Origin of the sequence: Actinokineospora terrae (assembly GCF_900111175.1) — a bacterium.
Taxonomy (GTDB): domain Bacteria; phylum Actinomycetota; class Actinomycetes; order Mycobacteriales; family Pseudonocardiaceae; genus Actinokineospora; species Actinokineospora terrae.
This window is the reverse complement of record NZ_FOGI01000003.1, coordinates 602,701-624,911: the sequence shown is the minus strand read 5'-3', so window position 1 is coordinate 624,911 and position 22,211 is coordinate 602,701. Positions and strand designations below refer to the sequence as shown.

Annotated in this window: 16 protein-coding genes; 6 read left to right on the top strand and 10 right to left on the bottom strand. The window is 71.0% G+C overall.

Annotation, left to right across the window (positions count from 1 at the left end; all coding sequences use genetic code 11):
* The 5 genes from BMY07_RS36150 to BMY07_RS08445 all read right to left on the bottom strand — a co-directional run.
* Positions 1-249, bottom strand: a 249-nt coding sequence (locus BMY07_RS36150; protein ID WP_425426246.1) for a helix-turn-helix domain-containing protein, incomplete at its 3' end; no start/stop codon positions are given.
* 428 nt (positions 250-677) lie between these two features.
* Complete coding sequence (locus BMY07_RS08460) at positions 678-1,175, bottom strand: hypothetical protein (RefSeq protein ID WP_425426245.1); 498 nt, start codon at positions 1,173-1,175, stop codon at positions 678-680.
* 67 nt (positions 1,176-1,242) lie between these two features.
* The gene (locus tag BMY07_RS08455) at positions 1,243-3,324 is read right to left on the bottom strand and encodes a diguanylate cyclase domain-containing protein (protein WP_092776015.1); all 2,082 of its coding nucleotides are present in this window, start codon (positions 3,322-3,324) and stop codon (positions 1,243-1,245) included.
* 11 nt (positions 3,325-3,335) lie between these two features.
* Entirely contained in the window at positions 3,336-4,157 is an 822-nt protein-coding gene (locus BMY07_RS08450) for an SAM-dependent methyltransferase (protein ID WP_092776012.1), read from the bottom strand.
* 261 nt (positions 4,158-4,418) lie between these two features.
* On the bottom strand, positions 4,419-5,000 hold the full coding sequence (locus BMY07_RS08445; RefSeq protein ID WP_425426249.1) for an SACE_7040 family transcriptional regulator: 582 nt from the start codon (positions 4,998-5,000) through the stop codon (positions 4,419-4,421).
* A gap of 159 nt (positions 5,001-5,159) precedes the next feature.
* Between BMY07_RS08445 and BMY07_RS08440 the strand changes: the two genes are divergently transcribed.
* The 4 genes from BMY07_RS08440 to BMY07_RS08425 all read left to right on the top strand — a co-directional run bounded on the left by BMY07_RS08440 (position 5,160) and on the right by BMY07_RS08425 (position 10,943).
* Positions 5,160-5,948 (top strand): SGNH/GDSL hydrolase family protein, encoded by a 789-nt coding sequence (locus BMY07_RS08440; protein WP_092776006.1) that lies wholly within the window; start codon positions 5,160-5,162, stop codon positions 5,946-5,948.
* 243 nt (positions 5,949-6,191) lie between these two features.
* On the top strand, positions 6,192-7,805 hold the full coding sequence (locus BMY07_RS08435) for a carboxyl transferase domain-containing protein (protein WP_092776003.1): 1,614 nt from the start codon (positions 6,192-6,194) through the stop codon (positions 7,803-7,805).
* A gap of 2 nt (positions 7,806-7,807) precedes the next feature.
* A complete protein-coding gene (locus BMY07_RS08430; RefSeq protein WP_092776001.1) occupies positions 7,808-9,787 on the top strand; it encodes an acetyl/propionyl/methylcrotonyl-CoA carboxylase subunit alpha in 1,980 nt (659 codons plus the stop codon).
* A gap of 1 nt (position 9,788) precedes the next feature.
* Positions 9,789-10,943, top strand: a complete 1,155-nt coding sequence (locus BMY07_RS08425; protein ID WP_092775999.1) for an acyl-CoA dehydrogenase family protein — start codon at positions 9,789-9,791, stop codon at positions 10,941-10,943.
* Between the two features lie 242 nt (positions 10,944-11,185).
* Here BMY07_RS08425 and BMY07_RS08420 read toward each other — a convergent pair whose 3' ends face one another.
* The 3 genes from BMY07_RS08420 to BMY07_RS08410 form a co-directional block, all read right to left on the bottom strand.
* Positions 11,186-12,376, bottom strand: a complete 1,191-nt coding sequence (locus BMY07_RS08420) for an acyl-CoA dehydrogenase family protein (RefSeq protein WP_092775997.1) — start codon at positions 12,374-12,376, stop codon at positions 11,186-11,188.
* A gap of 17 nt (positions 12,377-12,393) precedes the next feature.
* Positions 12,394-13,689, bottom strand: a complete 1,296-nt coding sequence (locus BMY07_RS08415) for an acyl-CoA dehydrogenase family protein (RefSeq protein WP_092776179.1) — start codon at positions 13,687-13,689, stop codon at positions 12,394-12,396.
* A 137-nt stretch (positions 13,690-13,826) separates the two neighbouring features.
* Positions 13,827-14,792 (bottom strand): D-2-hydroxyacid dehydrogenase, encoded by a 966-nt coding sequence (locus BMY07_RS08410; protein WP_092775995.1) that lies wholly within the window; start codon positions 14,790-14,792, stop codon positions 13,827-13,829.
* Between the two features lie 781 nt (positions 14,793-15,573).
* Here BMY07_RS08410 and shbA point away from each other — a divergent pair.
* Positions 15,574-16,152, top strand: a complete 579-nt coding sequence (gene shbA, locus BMY07_RS08405; protein ID WP_245782270.1) for an RNA polymerase sigma factor ShbA — start codon at positions 15,574-15,576, stop codon at positions 16,150-16,152.
* A 564-nt stretch (positions 16,153-16,716) separates the two neighbouring features.
* On the opposite strand, the gene BMY07_RS08400 is transcribed toward shbA, so the two are convergent.
* Positions 16,717-17,325 (bottom strand): class I SAM-dependent methyltransferase, encoded by a 609-nt coding sequence (locus BMY07_RS08400; protein WP_092776176.1) that lies wholly within the window; start codon positions 17,323-17,325, stop codon positions 16,717-16,719.
* 92 nt (positions 17,326-17,417) lie between these two features.
* Here BMY07_RS08400 and BMY07_RS08395 point away from each other — a divergent pair, with 92 nt between their 5' ends.
* Positions 17,418-21,518: a caspase, EACC1-associated type gene (locus tag BMY07_RS08395; protein WP_092775992.1), complete on the top strand. Its 4,101-nt coding sequence runs from the start codon at positions 17,418-17,420 to the stop codon at positions 21,516-21,518.
* Here the strand turns inward: BMY07_RS08395 and BMY07_RS08390 are convergent, their stop codons facing one another.
* Positions 21,519-22,166: a TetR/AcrR family transcriptional regulator gene (locus BMY07_RS08390; RefSeq protein ID WP_092775991.1), complete on the bottom strand. Its 648-nt coding sequence runs from the start codon at positions 22,164-22,166 to the stop codon at positions 21,519-21,521.
* Between the last annotated feature and the right edge of the window lie 45 nt (positions 22,167-22,211).

Here is a 22,211-nt window from a genome sequence, read left to right as displayed (position 1 = left end):
GTTCAACCCCGCCACCACATAATCCCGCAACCGACCCGCTCGTTCCAGCTTCCGCGGTTTCGGCCTCGCCCGCATCACCCTCGCGCGCTTACGCGCCACCCACACCCGATAAGCGACACGACCACCATTACGAGCCACCTCACGCGCGACCACCGAATGATGCCGCCCCAACACCCTCCCAATAAACCGGAAAGACCGCCCAGCCCGCAACTCCCGCGAGATCGTCTCCCGCTCGTCAAAACCCAACACCACACGACACGCCACCAAACACGATCTCCGATCACTCGACCACGAAGATCATCCCACACCGGCGCATCGACCAATTGAGGCCAAGGCCCCGCGCAAAACAAGTTCGCCCCATCGAGCACAGCTCGAAACTCGCGCCCCTACGCAATGCCGAAGGCGAGCCGTCCACCGTCGACGCCGCAGGCGAGCACGAGAGCCGGAACACCCGCAGCCCAAGATCAAACCGCTCAAAGCAGCCCCCGATACACAGCTTACCGGCGCACACCGACAAACCGCGCCGAGCGAGCAGCCACCCTGTGGACAACCGGCCCCCACAAGATCAAACTCCTCCAAGCACCCCCCGATATACAGCTTACCGAGAGCCACCGACAAACCGGGCAGAGCAAGCAATCACCCTGTGGACAACCCCCACCCACAAGATCAAGCGCCCCTCACTCCTCCCGCACCCAAGAAGGCACCGCCAACCCCCGACTAACGCACTCCTCCGACAACCGCAAAGTCCACCGCAACGCCTGCACCATCAACGTAGCCATCTCCTCCGGCGCCGCGTTCGTCAACGCGATCTCGATCTGCGCCTTCGCCCCATCCGTATCCCCGTGCACCTGCGCCAACAACGTCCGCACCGCAGTGCGCACCGGCGGATCAGCCTCGTCGATCGGAACCTCGTGCCCGTCGTCGTCGTACACCTGCATCTTGACCGGCGTGGTCCCGCCGGACCCGAGGGCCGAGACCATGGCGCTGCACTCGTGGAAGAGGAGGAGCATCAGTTCTCGGGCGTCGACGTGGCTGTTGGGGGTTGATTGGACGGCGGCGGCTACCCGGTCCAGGGCACCGTCGTCCTCGCCTGCGCGCATGGCGGCCAGGGCGCCCGCGGCGGCGTTGGTGAGGCGCTGCCTGCGCGCCGGGTCGGACTCGTCCACGTCCCTCATCCTGCAATAGCGGGCCGCCGCGTGGGGAGGTCGGTCGCTCAGTTGGCGGTGAGCGGTGGTTGGGGGTTCACCCGCGCGCGGGGGCGATGTCGTCCACCCCGCCAGGACGGCCGAACGCCGGACCTTCCGCTGTGCGGACGCCCTGCTCGGCCCACCAGGTGGCCTCGGCGTGGTCGCGGACGCCGAGCACGCCGACGGAGGCGCCCGCCGAGCGCAGTGCCGCGATCAGCTCGACGGTGGCCCGGACCGGGACGGCCTCGCGGGGCAGCCAGTCGGGGCGCCAGCCCTCGAACGGGTCGGACAGGATCACCGTCCGCACGCCGAACCGCTCCACCATGGCCACCTCGCGGGGTCCTCCGGTGAACCCGTGCACCGCGGTGAACCCGTGCACCGCGGTGATGACGCCGATGTCGCTGAGAGTGCGCAGGTTGTCCTGGGCGTCGCCGCGGCAGCCGAGGACCGCGGCGGTGTCCAGGCCGATCTCCAGGGAGCCGGGGGCCGCGCAGGTCGCGCCGAGCACCGCGTTGACTGTGGCCGACAGGTCGGCGTCGGCGGACTGGGTCGGCGACAGCAGCACCCGGTGCACGGCCTCGTCCTCGTCGACGACCGGCTCGAACCGCGCCAGCCAGCGGTCCAGGTGCTCGGCTGAGCGCGTCAGCAGCCACGGCCCGAGCGGCACCGATAGGCCGGTCAGCTCGGCGAGTTCGGCGGCGTCGCGGTCGGTCGGCAGGTGGGCCAGCGCCCGCACCCGGACCGGGGTGAGGTCCGCGAGCCGCACGACCGGCTGGTAGGCGATGCTCAGCTCACCGTTCTCCCAGGCGGCGGGCAGTCCGGTGGCCAGCGTGCCGAGCTTGCGCGCGGCCCGGTCGGCGTGGGCGTCGAACTCGGCCCACTGGTGCTTGCCCAGCGACCGCGCGTACCGCAGGGCAGCGTCAGCGGCCCGGAACATCTCGGTCGCGGACATCTCCGCCTTGGTGCAACGGACCGCGCCGGTGGTAGCGCTAACGGCGAGGCCGACGCCACCGCCGTCATAGTCCGGTTCGGACAATTCGACCTCTAGCGCACTTACGAGCGTCGACACCGGCGGCGGAGGGCTCTCGTGCGCGATCAGGACCGCGAACTCGTCACCACCGATACGCGCGACCAACGCCTTCTTAGCCGAGACCGCCGCGGTGAGCCGGTTGGCCACGGTGCGCAGCACGCGGTCACCGGTGGAGTGTCCATAAGTGGTGTTGACCAGTGCGAACGCGTCTAAATCAAGGCAGAGCAGCGTGAGCAACCGCTCCGGTGGCGTCTGCGCGTGCATCGCTTCCAGCCGCGACTCGAAGTGCATCCGGTTCGGCAGCCCGGTCAAGGCGTCGTGCAGGCTCTGGTGGCTCAGCTGGTTGCCGAGCAGCTGGATCTCACTGAGATCTTGGACCATCGTGACCCGGTAGCGCGCGACCCCGTTGTCGTCTCTGAGCATTGACGTCGTCAGGTAGACCCACGCGGTGTCACCACCAGGTCTGATCACTCTTCGCCGGTCAGCCTCACCGACCACGAGCGGCGGCTCGTCGTCGTCGGCGATGAACTCCACCAGAGTGCGCTGCCGCAGGTCCTCGGTCGGCCGACCCAGGATCGTGGCCAGCGCGGGGTTGGTCTCGAGGAACGTGCCGTCCAGCTCGGTGATCGCGATACCGACCGCGGCCGCGTCGAACACCTCCCGGAACCGGCTCTCGGTGGCCCGGCGGTCCCGCTCGGCGCGCTGCTTGGCGGTCAGCAGCGCCAGCTTCATGTTCTCCTGCTGGGCCAGCGTCCGCTTGCGCAGCGCGGCGGCGTACCCGGCGGAGACCGACGCGAGCAGCCTGGCCACCGGCCGCGCGCCGTGCCCGGCGTCGGTGAGCCCGTCGGCCAGCACGCCGAGGGAGCCCTCCAGGGTGCTCTCCCCGGTCAGCGCCCCCTCGACCATCAGCTCGCCGACCCGCGGTCCGACCGAGGTGTCCGGATCGGACCCGGCGAGCGCGTCGGTCAGCCTGCCGAGCAGGGCGGTGAGCAGGGTGCGCACCTCGGTCGACGACCTGGGCACGTAGGCGGTGGCGGCGACGACGCGCATCCAGGCGCCGATGAGGCCCGCGTGGTCGCCGTCGAGGTCTTGGGCTGGGTCAGGCATGGCTCATGGCGTCAGCGCTTGCGCCCGACGCCCGCGTAGATCCCGGCCCGGTTCGGGTCGCCGCCGTCGTCGAAGCCCAGGTCGGGCCGCCACAGCGCGGTCGGCACGATCCCCGGCTCGACCAGGTCGAACCCGGCGAACAGGGCGGTGATCTCGGCGTGCGAGCGCGGGTACATGGGGTCCCTGCTCGACTTCATGACCTCGACGATGCGGTCCATCTCGGTCGGCATCAGGTCCCTGGTGAACTGGGAGAACGCCAGGTACGACCCGGGGGCGATGGCGTCGCGGTACTGCGCGACCAGCCGCGCCGGGTCCTTCTCGGGTGCCACGAAGTGGAACACCCCGGCCATCAGCAGCCCGATCGGCTGGTCGAAGTCGAGCAGCTCGCGGGTCTGCGGCGCGTCCAGGATGTCCTGCGGGCGGGTGAGGTCGGCCTGCACGATGGTCGCCAGCGGGTTGTCGGCCAGCATCATCATGCTGTGGGCGTAGGCGACTTCCTCGTAGTCCACGTAGACCACCCGCGAGGTCGGGTCGGCGGTCTGCGCGATCTCGTGCACGTTGCCCACGGTCGGGATGCCGGAGCCGAGGTCGAGGAACTGGCGCACCCCGAGCTCGACCAGCATCAGCACCGAGCGCCGCAGGAACGACCGGTTGTGCCTGGCGATCTCGCGCCCGTTGGGCTGTGCCTTGATGAACCGCTCCGCCAGCTCCCGGTCGTGGGCGAAGTTGTGCGCGCCACCGAGCAGGTAGTCGTAGAGCCGCGCCGCGCTCGGCCGCTCCAGGTCGATCCCATCCGGGACCCAGCTGGTCGCGTCCGCGCCAGCCCGGTCCATCCCCGGCACGCTCACCGTCGCCGCCCGTCACTTGGTCTGCTCACCGCTCGGTGACCGGAAGGTTACTCACCCGACAGGGTAGCCGGACAGGAGCCGAACGTCTTGCCCTGACAGGGACGTTCGACTTGGTGGGACCCTGCCGGTCAGGTGACGCCATCCCCCCAGGTGGGAGGTGGTCCAGACCCTTGCGGGCGAGTGGCGTGAGTTACCGGGACGGTTCGCCGCCAGGTCGGGGACGATGCCGGGTGGCGGGAGAGAGTATTACTGCACGAGGGCTGCTAAGGCCATGCCGGTGAGCAGGTCGGCCATCTGGGCGCGGTCGAGGTGCCTGCTGTGCGGGGTCGAGTTGATCAAGCCGAACACCGCGTGCGCCTGCGCCCGCGCGGTCGGCTCCTCGGTCTCGGGCACCGCGGACCGGACCACCTCGACCCACAGCTCGACGTAGCGGCGCTGCAGCCCGCGCACCTTGCGCCGGTCCGGGTCGGTGAGGTTTCCCAGGTTGCGCTCCTGCACGGTGATCAGCGCCGGGTTGTCCAGCGCGAAGTCCACGTGGAACCGCACCAGGTCGCCCAGGGTGTCGTGCGGCGAGCGGGCCGCGCCGACCCGGGACTGGCCGCCGTCGAGCAGCACCTCGCTGATGGAGGTGAGCATCTCGCCGAGCATCGCGTCCTTGGACCGGAAGTGCCGGTAGAGGGCGGGGCCGGAGATGCCGACCGCCGAGCCGATGTCGTCGATGCCCACCCCGTGGAACCCGTGTCTTGCGAACAGCTCCGCCGCCGCCGCGAGGATCTGCTCCCGCCTGCTCGGCTTGTCCGCGACGGGCTCCGCTGCTGGTGACACCAGTTCATCGTATGGCAGGGGGGTGTAGGGGGTTAGCGGTGACTAACCGGATGGCGTTCACCAAGTGGCAAGGGTGAATAAGTTACCGAGCAGTTCCGTGTTCGCCCGGTGGCTGGTAGTGATGATCCTGTCGGGAATCCCTCCCTGCCCCGGAGGCCTCTAATGCGTGTCCCCAAGACCCTGCCCATCGTCGTCCTGGCCGTGTTAGCCCTGGTCGGCCTGGCCACCCCCGCCTCAGCCGCCGTCGGCAAGTACGTCGCACTCGGTGACTCCTACTCGTCCGGTCTCGGTGCCGGGAGCTACGGCAGCAGCGGCTCGTGCAAGCGCAGTGCCAACGCCTACCCCCAGCTCTGGGCCAACTCGCACGCCCCGTCCGCCTTCACCTTCGCCGCCTGCTCCGGCGCGGTGACCCAGGACGTGCTCAACGGCCAGGTCGGGTCCGTCACCTCGGACACCGCGCTGGTCACCATCTCCATCGGCGGCAACGACGCCGGGTTCGCCAACGTCATGACCGAGTGCAACCTCAGCTCCGACTCGGCCTGCGTCAGCCGCAACCAGACCGCCCAGAACTTCGCCCGCACCACGCTGCCGGGCAGGCTCGACTCGGTCTACCGCGCTATCCGCGACCGCGCCCCCTCGGCCCGCGTCGTGGTCTTGGGCTACCCGCGCATCTACAAGACCAGCGGCTCTTGCGTCGTCGGCCTCAGTGAGACCAAGCGCGCCGCCATCAACCAGTCCGCCGACGTCCTGGCCACGGTCACCTCGGGCCGCGCCGCCGCCTTCGGCTTCACCTTCGTCGACACCCGCACCACCTTCACCAACCACGAGATCTGCGCCTCCGGCACCCGCTGGCTCAACAGCGTCACCTGGCCGGTCGAGGAGTCCTACCACCCCAACACCACCGGCCAGAACAGCGGCTACTACGCCGCGCTCCGCGCCGTCACCGGCTGACCGCGCACACCTGATCGGACTCACGGAGGGGCCGCCCGGCGCTCGGGCGGCCCCTCCGCCGTGTCCGGACCCCATCGCCCGTTCGGGTGCGCGGCCGGTGCGCCCCGCCCGGGCGTCCCACCATGGAGGCACCCCCTGGGGACAGGGCCGGACGGAGCAACCGGGCCGCGCGCTGGACCTGGGTGTTAGCGAGCGCTAACATTCGAGAGGCAGTTAACGGTGGCTAACAGCGCGAGGAGCGGGATGGACGCGCCCAGGTTGCGCAGTGCCGTGGATCCGGCGGACGAGGCTTTCCAGCGCAACGTCACGTCGCACGACGAGTTGGTGCACGACCTGCGGGAGCGCCTCGACCAGGCGGCGCTCGGCGGGCCGGAGAAGGCGCGCGCCCGGCACGTCGGCCGGGGCAAGCTGCTGCCGAGGGACCGGGTCGACTCGCTGCTCGACCCCGGGTCGCCGTTCCTGGAGCTCTCCCCGCTGGCCGCGACCGGCCTCTACGGCGACGACGCGCCCGCGGCCGGGGTCATCACCGGCGTCGGGCGGGTGTCCGGCCGCGAGGTCGTGGTCGTGGTCAACGACGCCACCGTCAAGGGCGGCACATACTACCCGATGACGGTCAAGAAGCACCTGCGCGCCCAAGAGGTGGCGCTGCAGAACAACCTGCCCTGCGTCTACCTGGTCGACTCCGGCGGCGCGTTCCTGCCCAAGCAGGACGACGTGTTCCCCGACCGCGACCACTTCGGCCGGATCTTCTTCAACCAGGCCACCATGTCCGCCAAGGGCATCCCGCAGATCGCCGCCGTGCTCGGCTCGTGCACCGCCGGCGGCGCCTACGTCCCGGCGATGAGCGACGAGGCCGTCATCGTGCGCGACCAGGGCACGATCTTCCTCGGCGGCCCGCCGCTGGTGAAGGCCGCGACCGGCGAGGTCGTCACCGCCGAGGAACTGGGCGGCGGCGACGTGCACTCCCGGGTCTCCGGCGTCACCGACCACCTCGCCGACGACGACGCCCACGCGCTGCGCATCGTCCGGTCCATCGTCAGCACCCTCGGCCCGCGCGCCCCGCGCCCGTGGGAGGTCGCCCCGGTCGAGGAGCCCGCGGTCGACCCGTCGACCCTCTACGGCGTCGTGCCCACCGACTCGCGCACCCCCTACGACGTGCGCGAGGTCATCGCCAGGGTCGTGGACGGCAGCCGGTTCCGCGAGTTCAAGAAGGAGTACGGCTCGACCCTGGTCACCGGGTTCGCCCGGATCCACGGCCACCCGGTCGGCATCGTCGCCAACAACGGCGTGCTGTTCGCCGAGTCGGCGATGAAGGGCGCGCACTTCATCGAGCTGTGCGACCAGCGCTCCATCCCGCTGCTCTACCTGCAGAACATCACCGGCTTCATGGTCGGCCGCGACTACGAGGCAGGCGGCATCGCCAAGCACGGCGCGAAGATGGTCACCGCGACCGCGTGCGCCCGGGTGCCCAAGTTCACCGTCGTCATCGGCGGCTCGTTCGGCGCGGGCAACTACTCGATGTGCGGCCGCGCGTACTCGCCCCGCTTCCTGTGGATGTGGCCCAACGCGCGGATCAGCGTGATGGGCGGCGAGCAGGCCGCGTCCGTGCTGTCCACCGTGCGCCGCGACCAGATCGAGGGTGGCGGCGGCGACTGGTCGGCCGAGGACGAGGAGGCGTTCAAGGCGCCGATCCGCGACCAGTACGAGGCGCAGGGCAACCCGTACTACTCGACCGCCCGGCTGTGGGACGACGGGGTCATCGACCCCGCCGACACCCGCCAGGTGCTCGGCCTGGCGCTGTCGGCCGCGGCCAACGCGCCACTGGAACCTGTCCGCTACGGCGTCTTCCGGATGTGAGCATGTTCTCCAGTGTCCTGATCGCGAACCGGGGCGAGATCGCCGTCCGGGTCATCACCACGCTGCGCAGGCTGGGCATCCGGTCGGTCGCGGTCTACAGCGACGCCGACGCGGGCGCCCGGCACGTGCGCGAGGCCGACACGGCCGTGCGCATCGGGCCCGCCGCCGCGCGTGAGAGCTACCTGGCCATCGACAAGGTCGTCGCGGCCGCGGTGGAGTCCGGCGCCGAGGCGGTGCACCCGGGGTACGGGTTCCTCGCCGAGAACGTCGAGTTCGCGCGGGCCTGCGCGGCCGCGGGGCTGGTCTTCATCGGGCCGCCCGCGTCCGCCATCGACGCGATGGGCGACAAGATCCGGGCGAAGCTGACCGTTAGCGCTGCCGGGGTGCCTGTCGTTCCTGGGCGTACCCAGCCAGGTATGTCTGACGACGATCTGGTGGCCGCTGCGGAGGAGATCGGCTACCCGGTGCTTCTCAAGCCGTCCGCGGGCGGTGGCGGTAAGGGCATGCGGCTGGTCGAGTCGGGGGATGGGCTGCGCGCGGCCATCGAGTCGGCGCGGCGTGAGGCCCGCGGGTCCTTCGGCGACGAGACGCTGCTCATCGAACGCTTCGTGCTGCGGCCCAGGCACATCGAGATCCAGGTGCTGGCCGACTCGCACGGGCACGCGATCCACCTCGGTGAGCGCGAGTGCAGCCTCCAGCGGCGGCACCAGAAGATCATCGAGGAAGCGCCGTCGCCGTTGCTGGACGAGGCCACCCGGGCGCGGATGGGCGCGGCGGCGGTCGACGCGGCCAAGGCCGTCGACTACAGCGGCGCGGGCACCGTCGAGTTCATCGTCTCCGCGGACCGGCCCGACGAGTTCTTCTTCATGGAGATGAACACCCGGCTCCAGGTCGAGCACCCGGTCACCGAGCAGGTCACCGGGCTCGACCTGGTCGAGCAGCAGATCCGGGTCGCCGCGGGGGAGCCGTTGGCGCTCACGCAGGACGACGTGGTGCTGCGCGGGCACTCGGTCGAGGCCCGGGTGTACGCCGAGGACCCGAGCACCGGCTTCCTGCCCACCGGCGGGCGCGTGCTCGGCGTGCGGTCGTCCACAGCGGACTGGGCGCGGCTGGACTCCGGTCTGCTGCCCGGATCCGTCGTCGGCTCCGACTACGACCCGATGCTGGCCAAGGTGATCACCTGGGGCGCCGACCGCGCGCAGGCCATCGACCGGCTGTCCGCGGCGCTGGCGTCGACCGCGGTGCTCGGGGTGGGCACGAACATCGCCTTCCTGCGGGCGCTGCTCGCCGACGAGGACGTGCGCGCGGGCAGGCTCGACACGCAGCTGGTCGAACGGCGGCTGGACGAGCTGACCAGGGCCGAGCCGGTGCCGGACGAGGTGTTCGCGGCGGCGGCGCTGGACGAGCTGCTGGCCTTGCAGCCCGCTGACGGCGTGGTCGACCCGTGGTCGGTGCCCAGCGGGTGGCGGGTCGGGCGGGCGGCCGCGATCCCGTTCCGGCTGACCTGCGGCGACCGGGACGTGACCGTCCTGGTGACCGGATCGCCTGCTTCGGCGCGGGTCCAGGTGGGGGAAGGGTCCGTTGTGGACGCCTCCGTGTCGCTTGTGGACGGCTCGCTGCTGGTGACCTATGGTGGCCGGAACCTGCGGTACGCCAGGGCGTTGGACGATGAGACGCTGTGGCTGGCCGCCGAGGGCCGCACCTGGGCTGTTGCCGAGCGCTCCACTCTGGAGGGTGCGGCTGCCGCCGCGGGCGGTGGTGGGCCGATCACCAGCCCGATGCCGGGCACGGTGCTGGTCGTGAAGGTCTCGGCGGGCGAGCGGGTGGTCGCGGGCGCGCCGCTGCTGGTCGTCGAGGCGATGAAGATGGAGCACACCATCACCGCGAAGGTCGACGGTGTGGTCTCCGAACTGCTGGTGCAGGCGGGCAACCAGGTCGCGCTGAACCAGACCCTTGCCGTGGTAACCCCATCGGAGGACTGACGTGATCGACCTGACCCTGCCCGAGGAGCACGAGGCGCTGCGCAAGACCGTGCAGGAGTTCGCCCGCGAGGAGGTCGCCCCGGTCATCGGCGACTTCTACGAGCGGGAGGAGTTCCCGTACGAGATCGTCGCCAAGATGGCCGCGATGGGCCTGTTCGGCCTGCCCATCGACGAGGAGCACGGCGGCATGGGCGGCGACTACTTCGCGCTGTGCCTGGCGCTGGAGGAACTCGCGCGCGTCGACTCGTCGGTCGCGATCACCCTGGAGGCGGGGGTGTCGCTCGGCGCGATGCCGCTGTACCGCTTCGGCACCGACGAGCAGAAGCAGCGCTGGCTGCCCGCACTCGCCGCCGGTGAACGCCTGGGCGCCTTCGGGTTGACCGAGCCCGGCGGCGGCTCCGACGCGGGGGCGACCCGGACCACGGCCCGCCTCGACGGCGGCGAGTGGGTGATCAACGGCTCGAAGGCGTTCATCACCAACTCGGGCACCGACATCACCTCGCACGTCACGGTGACCGCGGTGACCGGCGTGAAGGCCGATGGCCGCAAGGAGATCTCGACGATCATCGTCCCGTCGGACACCCCGGGCTTCAGCGTCGGCAAGAAGTACTCCAAGGTCGGCTGGAACGCCTCGGACACCCACGAACTCGCCTTCGACGACGTGCGGGTGCCGGAGGCGAACCTGCTCGGCGCGCGCGGCCGCGGGTACGCCCAGTTCCTGTCCACTTTGGACGAGGGGCGGGTGGCCATCGCGGCGCTGTCGGTCGGTCTCGCCCAGGGGTGCGTCGACGAGTCGCTCAAGTACGTCCGCGAGCGCGAGGCCTTCGGCCGCAAGATCGGCGAGTACCAGGTCATCCAGTTCAAGATCGCCGACATGGAGACCCGCGTCCACACCGCCCGCCTCGCCTACTACGCCGCCGCCGCCAAGATGCTGCGCGGCCAGCCCTTCAAGCGCGAGGCCGCCATCGCCAAACTCGTCGCCTCCAACGCCGCCATGGACAACTCCCGAGAAGCCACCCAGATCTTCGGCGGCTACGGCTTCATGAACGAGTTCCCCGTAGGCCGCTTCTACCGCGACGCCAAGATCCTCGAGATCGGCGAGGGCACCAGCGAGGTCCAGCGCATGCTCATCGCCCGCGAACTCGGCCTGGGCTGACCGCGCTCGCTCGGGGGACACCTGCCCGGTCCCCCGAGCCAGGACATCCCGGTGGACGACTTCAGAACCTTCCGCGGCACCTGCCACGCACTGGCCCGCCACACCGCGGCGACGGCTGTCGAGTTCCGCCTCGCCACCGGCGTCACTCCGAACTTCCACGAGTGCGTGCTCACCTACCACACCGAAGTACTGGCGCCCCACCACAGTCGGAGAAGCCCTCTTCAACTACTGGGACTAGGCGCTCACCTCAGCTCGGTCGACGACTTGCCGAGCAAGCGGCGGGCCACGATGAGTTGTTGGATCTGTTGGGTGCCCTCGAAGATGTCCAATATCTTCGAATCGCGGGCCCACTTCTCCAGCAGGGAGTTCTCGCTGTAGCCCAGGGTTCCGGCCAGTTCCACGCAGCGCAGGGTGATGTCGGAGGCCGAGCGGCCTGCTTTGGCTTTGGCGATGCTGGCCTGCAGGGAGTTGGGCTTGCGGTTGTCGGCCATCCACGCGGCTTCCAGGGACAGCAAGTACGCGGCTTCCCAGTCGGCTTCTAGTTGGAGGTAGGTGGCGGCTGCGGCGGGTTGGGAGAAGGCGGGGCGGTCGTAGTCGATGGTGACGCCTGCTTCGACGAGAATGCGGTGGACCTCCTCCAGGGCGGCGCGGGCCACGCCCACGGCCATGGCGGCCACCAGGGGGCGGGTGTTGTCGAAGGTCTGCATGACGCCCGCGAAGCCCTGGATGTCGGGGCTGCCGAGGAGGTTGTCCTTGTGGACCCGGACGTCCTCCAGGCGGAAGTGCGCGGTGTCGGAGGCGCGGATGCCGAGTTTGTGCTCCAGCCGCACCAGGGTGAAGCCGGGGGTGCCGCGGTCGACGACGAAGGACTTGATGGCGGCCTTGCCCAGCGAGCGGTCCAAAGTGGCCCAGACGACCACGCAGTCGGCGCGCTCACCGGCGGTGACGAAGATCTTCTCGCCGTTGAGCACGTAGTGGTCGCCGTCGAGCACGGCGGTGGTCCTGATCGCGCCCGAGTCGGAGCCGGCGTCCGGTTCGGTGATCGCCATCGCCGCCCACTTGCCCTGGTAGCGCGCGAGTTGCTCGTCGTTGGCCACCGAGGCGATCGCGGCGTTGCCCAGGCCTTGGCGCGGCATGGACAGCAGCAGGCCGACGTCGCCCCAGCACATCTCGATGGTGCCGAGCAGCAGCCGCAGGTTCGCGCCGTTCTGGTTGCCCGAGGCCGCCGCGCCCCGCCGCACCCCACCGGCACCCGCCCCGCCGCCGGACGCGGACAGCCCGTCCAGCAGCGCGGCGAGCATGTCCAGCTCCCGCGGGTACGTGTGCTCCGCCTGGTCGTACTTGCGCGAGTGCGGCCGGAAGAACTCGGCGGCCGCCTGGTGGGCCTGGTCGACCAGCCGGGCGAACTTCGCCGGGACGTCAAGGTTGATCATCGTGTCTCCTCCCGCCCTCAGACGAGGACGATCCCCTCGGCCAGCCCGATCGCGCGCAGGTCGCGGTACCACCGCTCCACCGGGTGCTCCTTCACGAAACCGTGCCCGCCCAGCAGCTGCACGCCGTCGTTGCCGATCCGCATGCCCTTCTCCGCGCACAGCCGCCGCGCCAGCGCCGTCTCCCGCGCGTACGACTTGCCCTGCTCGGCCCGCGCCGCCGCCCGGTAGGTCAGCAGCCGCATGCCCGCCAGCTCGATGCCGATGTCGGCCACCATGAACGCGACGCCCTGCCGGTGGCTGATCGGCTCACCGAACGCCACCCGGCTGTTGACGTACGGGATCACGTAGTCCAGCACCGCCTGGGCCGTCCCCACAGCCAAGGCGCACCAACCGATCCGCGCCAACCGGACGCACTCGGCGTACGCCTCGGCCTTGCCGTCGCCGAGCAGCGCACCCGCCGGGACGGCCACCTGGTCCAACCGCAGCTTGCCCATCCCCGCCGCCCGCAACCCCATCCCGGGATCGGACTCCACCGACACCCCGGAACTCCCGGACTCCACAACGAACAGCGCGGGCCCACGACCGTCCACATCGGCCGCGACGACGAACAGCTCCGCCTCCGACGCCCGCGGAACCATCGACTTCACACCGTCCAGGACGAAACCGCTCGGAGTCCGATATGCCTTGGTGTGCAACGCAAACGGGTCGAACAGCGCCCGAGGCTCCTGGATCGCCAGCGCCGCGGCCGGAACGTTGTCACCCACGAACGACGGCAAGTAGGTCGCCTGCTGCTCCGCGTCCCCCCACAGCACCAACGCCGTGCTCACCGCGGACGGCGCCAGGCACGCCACGGCCAACCCCATGTCACCGTGCGCCATCGCCTCGGCCACCAGCACGCTGGTCACCGCCGACCGCTCGTCGCCGACCCCACCCAGCGCCTCCGGCACGCCGACCAGCGTGACGCCCATCTCCGCGACGGTCCGCAACACGTCGTCGGGTGCCGAACACCGGGCGTCGGCCTCGGTGGCGACCGGGCGCAGCCGCTCGGCGGCGAACTCGGCCACCGTCGCCTTGATCATCACCTGGTCCTCGGTGGGCGTCAGGTCGAACAGGCCGGGGTCGCCACCAAACGCGGGACGGTGCGGAGCGCCGAGTTTGCGCGCGCTCGCGAAGGTCCGGCTGGCAGCGCCCGCGGCGGTGAACCCGCTCTTCGTCGCCTGGTAGACCCCGCGCTCCACCGGCTTGCGCAGCCCCAGCCGGTCCAAGACGGTGGTGCTCGCCAGCCGGTTCAGCACGGCCAGTGCCGCGCCCATGGCATCGCGCTTGGGGTGTCCGCGCTCATCGGTGCCCGCCATCGTGCTCCTCGGTGCTCGGCCGTCGGGGCGTCGTTCCTACCCCGCAGTACCTACTCTAGAGTAGCAACGACCGGCGATCGAGTCCGATACGCGGATCAGCGGCCCGCGCGGGCCTTGTCCACCAGGTTGGCCAGCGGGCGGCCCGCGAGGTAGGCGGTCAGGTTCTCGGTGAACCGGCGGACCAGCTCCTCCCGCCTGCCCGCCACGTCGCCGGTCAGGTGCGGCGAGATCACCACGTTCGGCATCCCCCACAGCGGCGAGCTCGGCGCCAGCGGCTCGTCGGCGAACACGTCGAACGCGGCACCGGCCAGCTGCCGGGAGTCCAGCGCGTCGACCAGGTCGGCGGTGACCACCAGCCCGGCCCGACTGATGTTGATCAGGCGGGCGGTCGGCCGCACCACCCGCAGCAGCTCGGCGTCGATCAGTCCCGCGGTCTGCTGGTTGTGCGCGACCGCCAGGATGATCCAGTCGTGCTCGGCGACCGCTGCTCTCAGTCCCGACATCGGCCGCACGTCACCCAGATCGGGGTCACCCGTGCGGGCGGTGGGGCCGATGGCGTTCACCGTCACCCCGACCGCGCCCAGCTTGCGCCCGATGGCCCGCGCGATCGGCCCGGTGCCCACCACCAGCGCCCGCGACCCGGCGACGCGCTCGGTCTCGCGGTGCTGCCAGCGGCGCCGCTGCTGGTCGCGCAGGGTGGTCGGCAGGTGCTTGGCGAAGGCGAGCACCAGGCCGAGGACGTACTCGGCCACCGGCTCGTCGTAGACGCCCGTCGAGTTGGTCAGCACGACACCGCTGTCGCGCAGGGCGGGGAACAGCAGGTGGCCGACCGCGGGGCCCGCGACATGCACCCAGCGCAGGGCGTCGGCGGCGGGCCAGACCCGCTCCAGCGCGGTCGTGCGGGTGTCCCAGACGAACAGGACGTCGGCGCCGTCGAGCGCGCCGCCGAGCCGGTCGGCGGTCGCGTGCCGCACGGTCGCGACGGCCTCGACCCGGCCGAGGCCGGGCGGTCGGTCGGCGCCGTGCAGGACCACGACGGTCGGCCGTGGGCGGGTGTCCATACGAGTGGGGCTCCCCGTTCGGGTGAAGGCCGTGGCCAGACAAGCAGGCAACGCTAGGAACCGGCCGGGTCGGTGTCAAACCGCCCGCTGACCTCGAGTTTTCCCAGGTCAGCAGGGGTGTACTCCTCGGTAGGGTGACGCCGCGAGTGGATCATGCTCGTTTCCGTATGTCTAGTCGTACTCCATTCGTGAGAAGGAGTACACGAACGGAGTAATCATGATCGTCCGGCGCTGGTGACGCTCGGCGGTCAGGTGGATCAAGGTTGCCTCGCCGGCGAGAAAACGACACCCCGATAGTGGTTCCCGGATCGGGTCTGCACCGCTACTGTACGTCTCACCTGGGAATATCCCCACCCGCGCCGAGCATGCACCGAAGTGACCCAGACCACTGACCGGGCGCATGGCGCAGCAGACTGTCCGAGAACCGGGGTCCAACCGCGGGCCGGGTAGGGTCGTTGTGCCCTTCCGGCTGTGAGGTTGAATACGAAAACATCGCCCGTATGCAGCAGCGATACCCCTGGTGCACAGTCATCACCCCGGCTACCATCACTCTCCGTCAGGTTCACCATCGCATCCGACGGTCACACGGGCGGATGCAACGGTGAGCCGGGACACCAACGCCGTTCCGGACCTCGACGGCGTACCTCCCGCCTTAATCGGTGCGCCGCAACATCTGGGGGCTCATGTGAGTGCGACGACAGCTTCCTCGTCCGTGTCGGAAACGGCTCCGTCCCCGTCTCCGGTCGCCCAGCCCGCCACCAGGACCCCGGGGACCGACGCCGTGTTCGCCCGTCTGAAGAGCTCGGCCTTCCACGAGCTGGTCGCCGCCTCGCTCGACGGTGAGCAGGAGGCCATCGGCACCCTGTTCACCTGGATCAACCCGGCCATCACGCGCTACTGCCGCGCCCGCATCGGCCGCACCGGCTCCGCGTTCTCCTCCGCCGACGACGTCGCCCAGGAGATCCTGCTCGCCGTCCTCGGTGCCCTCCCACGGTACTCCGACGACAAGGAGTCGTTCCTGCCGTTCGTCTACGGCATCGCCTCCCACAAGGTCGCCGACTACTACCGCCGCTCCGGCCGCGACCGCTCCGACCCCGTCGCCGACGTCCCCGACACCGTGGACCACAGCCTCGGCCCCGAGCAGGTCACCCTCCGCGCCGAGATGCGCACCCGCCTGGCGACCCTGCTCGACACCCTCGCCCCCCGCCAGCGCGAGATCCTCGTCCTGCGCCTGGTCGTCGGCCTCTCCGCCCAGGAAACCGCCGCCGCCATCGGCCTCACCGCCACCGCGGTCCGCGTCGCCCAGCACCGAGCCCTCACCCGCCTGCGCGGCAGCCTCTCCGCCACCGACTGGCTGTAGGACTCCCCGAAGTCTCCTCACCACAGGCCGCTGGGTCGCGTTGTGTGCCGCGACCCAGCGGTCGCTGGTTTTCTGCTGACCTGCGCACGCCGCGCCGCACAACCAGGTCGTGATCGTCCGGACCCACCGGACCCACCCCCACCAGCCCACCGGCCACGACACCCTCGCCGATCCCCGGTCTTCCGCGCCCCTCACTCCGGCCAGACCCCCGGGCCGCCCCCGCGAGCCCCAGCCGTCCCCGGGAAAACCCGGCTCGCCGCCCACCCCCGGCGGACGGCAGACCCCCACCCACCCGGGGGCCACCCGCATCCAGCCTATCGCTTCGCGGCTTTTGTCAAGAGGGTGAACCGAGGGCCTGTGGACAGGTCAGACCCATGTGGACAACTCAACGGCCGCACCGGATCGCGGCTCGGCGCCTGCTCTCGGCACCGCACTGGATCTGCACGGCCGCACTGGATCTCCACGGCGTACTGGATCGTGACTCCGCACTCGATCGCGGCGCGGCATTCGATCGCGACCCCGCGCTGGATCGTGACGCCGTAATAGCGTGGCGCCCCGGGGATGTCAGGCGGCGCGGGCGCGGAGGTAGAGCTGGACCTCGATGCGGCCCGGTTCGGCCTCGGCCTCGAACTCGCGCAGGGTCACGTCGGTGAAGCCCGCGGCGGTGACGATGTCGCGGAGTTGGTCCGGGGGGTAGGCGGAGACCGTGGTGGGGGCGCCGAGGAAGTTGACCGGGAAGGTGTCGAAGTCGCCCTGGACCATGCTCAGCAGCAGCAGGCGGGGGCCGGTGAGGACGCCGTGGATGGCGCGCAGGGTGGCCTCGATGTCGGCCTTGGGGAGCATCAGCAGCGCGAAGAACGCGACCACCGCGTCGAAGCTGCCCAGCTCGTCGAGTTCCCGCAGGTCGCCGTGCCGGTAGTCGGCGCCGGGGGCGTTGTCGGCCGCGAGGTCCAGCATCACCCGCGACTCGTCGACGCCGACGACCGACAGCCCGGCCGCGAGCAGCTGCTGGGCGGTGGGCAGGCCGCTGCCGCAGCCGAGGTCGAGCACGCGGGCGCCCGCAGGCAGCTGGTCGACCAGCCACGCCGCCTCGGCGATCTGGACGTCGCGCTCCACGAACGACTCGTCGTACCGCTTGCCGATCAGGTCGAACGCTGGGTTCTCGGTAGCCACGCGCACAGCATGCCGCCGTGGTCGCGAACGGTCCAGGTTTGTGCCCGGATGAGATCAACCACCGCTACCCTCGGTCGCGGCGAGGGGAGATCATGGCTGACCTTGCGGCGGCGCGGGTCGTGTTGATCGCGACAGCTGACCACGACGGGACGCGGCTGCCGTCGCTGCCCCCGGTCGAGCGCACCTTCCACGACCTGCGCGCGGCCCTGCTCGACCGCTGCGGTGTCCGCGAGGACCGGTTGACCGCCGTGCTCGACCCGGCGGACGCGCGCACCATGGCCTCGGCGGTGGCGCGCGAGGCCAGGCTCGCCGACGAGGTCCTGGTCGTCTACTTCATCGGCCACGGCCTGCTCGGCCCCGGCGACCAGCTGTACCTGGCCGCGCGCGACACCGACGAGCTGGAGCCGGGGCTCGCCGAGCACCAGGCGCTGTCGTTCGCGAGCCTGCGGCAGGCCCTCGCGGTGTGCCGGGCGCCGTCGGTGGTCGTGGTGCTGGACTGCTGCTTCTCCGGCCGCGTCTCGCTCACCGACCACCCGGTGCTCCCGCTCGACCCCGCGCACGGCCGCTACCTCATCGGCTCCGCGGAGCGGGTCGCGGCCGCGCCGGTCGACGCCGAGCACACCGCGTTCTCCGGCGCCGTCATCGACGTCCTCACCAACGGCGACCCGCGCGGCCCCCGCGACCTCACCCTCGACGACCTGTACGACGCCGTCTTCCGCAAGCTGCGCGAGCAGGGCAAACCGCTGCCGCGCCGCCAGGCGGGCGACCGGTCCGGCGGCTTGGTCCTGACCAGGAACCGGTTCGACGACCACAGCCAGCTCGAAGACCCCGCTCCCGGCCGCTGCCCGTACCCCGGCCTGGACGCTTTCGGCGTGGACGACGCGGGCGTGTTCTTCGGCCGCGAGGACATGACAACGCGGCTGGTCGACGCCCTCGCCGAGCCCGGGGTCGTCGCACTGGTCGGTGCCTCCGGGTCGGGCAAGTCATCGTTGCTCAACGCGGGCCTGCTTGCGAGCGTGCGGTCCAACCGCATCCCGGGATCCGCTCGATGGACAACGTTGCGCGTCACCCCCGGCGCGCACCCACCCGCCGCGGCTGACCTGGACGCCGATCTCGTGCTGGTGGACCAGTTCGAGGAGCTGTTCACCCTCTGCCAGGACCCCGCGGAGCGCAACGCCTTCCTCCGCGCGCTCACCGCGAGCACCAACCGCGTGGTCATCGCACTGCGCGCCGACTTCTACAGCCAGGCCACCGCCCACCCCGAGCTGCTCGCCGTGTTGCGCGACCGCCAGGTGCTGGTCGAACCCATGACCCAGGAGCAACTGCGCGCCGCCATCGAACGCCCGGCGGCAGCGGCGGGCCTGGTGCTCGACGACGGGCTCGCCGACGTGATCCTGAGGGACGCCACCGAGGGCGCGCTGCCGTTGCTCTCGCACGCGCTCTGGTCGACGTGGCGGTACCGCAACGGTTCCCGGCTGACCGTGCGGGGCTACCGCGAGGCGGGTGGTATCGAGCAGGCCATCGCCACCACCGCCGAGGCCGTCTTCACGGCGCTGGACCGGGCCGACCAGGACACCGCCCGGAAACTGCTGCCCCGCCTGGTCCGCGTCGGCACCGCCGACCTCGCCCACCCGGTCGACCGCGCCGCCCTCCCCGACACCCCGGCCACCCGCCACGTCCTCGACGAGTTCACCCGCGCCCGCCTGCTGACCCTCGACCGCGGCACCGTCCGGCTCAGCCACGAGGCGCTCCTGCGCGCCTGGCCGCGGCTGCGGGAGTGGGTCGACGCCGACCGCGACTCGCTGCGCGTGCGCCAGCAGGTGGTCGACGACGCCGAGGCGTGGGAACGCGCTGGCCGCGACACTTCCCTGCTGTACCGGGGAAATCGGCTCGCGGGTGTGCGGAAGTGGGTGGCCGAGCTGGAACCCGCGCAGGCCGAGTTCGTCGCCGTCTCGTACGGCCAGGAACGGCGGGGCAGGCGCAGGACCCGCACCGCGATCGCCCTGCTGTCGGTGCTGGCCCTGCTGGCGGGCGCGGGCGTCGTCACCATGGTGCTGTTCCGGCAGGAGTCGACCAAGGCCGCCGACCGGGACCTGGCCCGCCACGTCGCCGCCGAGGCCGGGAACCTGCGGGAGGGAAACCCCGGCCTGGCCAAGCAGCTCAGCCTCGCCGCCTACGACATCGACCCGGACATCGGCCTGGGCGCGGTCCTCGACAGCCAGCGCACGCCGGGTGTCATCAACGCGGGCGAGCAGGCCCTGGAGATCGCGCAGGGCAACGGAGTGCTGGCGATCGCGACCGGGAACTCGGTCGAACTCAGGGGAAAGGCCGGACCCGCGCTGATCGACGGCGTGCGCACCGGCCTGATCGCGGTCGACGGCTCGGACCTGGCGGTGGTCGAATCGGCGAAGTCGGTCCGGCTGTGGGACATCGGCGACTACCGCGCCGCCCGCGACACCGCGGTGTGGACGACCCAGGACCCGGTCACGGCCATCGCGGCGGGCGGCGGGATCGTCTACGCGGGTACCGAGTCGGGGTCGATCCTGCGGTGGGACGCCAAAGGCGGGACAGTGTCCACTGTGGTCACTGACGGCCCGGTGCTCTCGCTCGCGGTGTCCCCCGAGCGTGGACTCCTCGCGGCCGCGAGCGCCAACGGCGTCATCCGGTTGTGGGACAAGGGAGGCGCGCAACTCACCGCGTGGCGGGAGGTCGGGTACGGCCACCCGGACCACCAGCCCGCGAACCCGCTGCACCGGGTCGCGTTCAACCGCGCGGGGACCCTGCTGGCCACCGCCGGACTGGCCGACCGCCCGGACGTGTGGCGGCTCGACGACCCCGCCAAGCCCGCCCGGGTCCCGTACCAGCAGGAACAACAGCTGTGCCAGGAGCTGTGGGGCGCGGAGTTCCTGGCCTTCAGCCCGGTCGAGGACACCCTGATCGCGGTGTGCGACCGGGTGGTGGTGGTGAAGTACGACGGGGGCGTGTTGGTGCCGGGGGCGTCGTCCGCGCCCGACACCGTTCTCGGTCCAGTGCTCCTGGACCGGGACAATCCCAGGCGCCTGCTCACCGCCACCCAGTCCGGGGTGCACGTGACCGACTTCGCCAACCCGGACCAACCCGGCGTCGTCGCCTTCCTGCCGTCACCGCTCCTGGCCGGATCCGCTTTCGCGACGGGCGGTACCGCGGGTCGCGAGATGCTCGCCGTGCAGGGTTCCGACCGGGACCTGCTGTGGGACATCACCGCGGTCGCCGCGCCGCGCGAGATCGCCGTCGTCGCGCGTGAGGGTCGGGACTACCGCTCTTCGGCCATCGCACTCAACCGCGACGGAACGGTCTTGGCCACCACGGACGGTCCTGACGGGCGGCGTTTGGTGTTGCGTGACACCACTGCGCCGGGTGTGCCGGTTCTCGGTTCGATCGACGACATCGCGGTGGGCATCCTGTCCATCGCGTTCCACCCCGACCGGCCGCTGCTGGCCGTGTCGGACGCGCGCTACCAAGGACCGTCACCGACCATCAGGATCTACGACATAGCCGACCCGGGGCATCCTCGGCCGCTGTTCGAGACCGGGCAGCAATCCCGACAGCTCGCCTTCTCCCGGGACGGCTCGATGTTGGTCACCCTTGGCGACACCAGTGTGCAGGGGTGGGACATCACCGACCCGGCCCGGCCTGCCCGCCGGTGGGAGGTCGCGGTGTCGGAGACGGCGGGCTCGTTCGCCGTCAGCCCGGACGGGGAACTGGTCGTGGTGCACGACACCGGAGGCAGTCTGGTGCTGGTGCGGCTGCGGGACCACCTGCCCGCGGGCGCCCCGGTGATCACGACCGTTGGTAGTGCGGGGACCGGTGAGATCGTGTTCGACCCCACGGGCACGAAAGTCGCCCTGCTGAGCCTGCACGGCGAGCTCGGACGCGAACTCAGCCGCCCCGAGATCTGGGACGTCTCCACCGGCGGCGCGCCCGTGCTGCGCTACTACCTACCCATCTCCCAAGACGCAGGCGTGGAGGCAGTCGCGTTCACCCCGGACGCCGACGTACTCGCCATAGCCCGCAACAGCACAGGCGTCGAACTCTGGCCCACCGACGCCCCACGGATCCGGGCCGCGATCTGCGCCACCGCCGGTGATCCGATCACCGAGCAGGACTGGCGCCACTACATGGGTGACCGCCCCTACGCCCCGCCGTGTCGGTGATTACGGTCGGGCTGAGCTGATGGCTGCCATGAGTCCGTTGTGGGACACCCGGTTGGGGTGCAGTTCACCGGTCCCCGGGGCGCGGATGCCGTCGAACAGGAGGTCCAGGTAGCGGCGCCACAGGTCGGGGTCGGCGCTGCGGGTGGCGGTGCTCACGGCGGAGAGCATGACGATCATCGGGCTGATGTCGGTCCCGGTGATGTCCGCGCGCACCGCGCCCGCGGCCTTGGCCCTGGCGACCAGGCCGTCGACGGCGGGGACGTAGTGGGCGGCGATCCGGTCGAGTTGGCCGAAGTCGGCCCTGGTGCAGATCTCGACCACGCCGCGGTCGCCGGACTGGCGTTCGAGCACCGAGGTGACCAGGCGCACCAGACCGGCCCACGGGTCCGGGTCGGCGGCGCACGAGTCGATGGTGTCGGTGATCTCGGCGACGACCTGGTCGAACACCGCGGACAGCAGCGAGTCCTTGGTCGGGAATCGCCGGTAGAGGGTGCCGATGCCCACCCCGGCGGCGCGCGCGACGTCGTCGAGGGAGGCGGCGATACCGTGGTCGGCGAAGACCACCCTGGCGGCCTCGACGATCCGCGCGCGATTGCGCTCAGCATCGGCGCGCAGCGGCCGATTACTGCTCTCGGTGTCTGAGGTCACGCTCTCAGCTTAGCGCAAAAGTGGAGGATGAACCTCCGCTTCCGT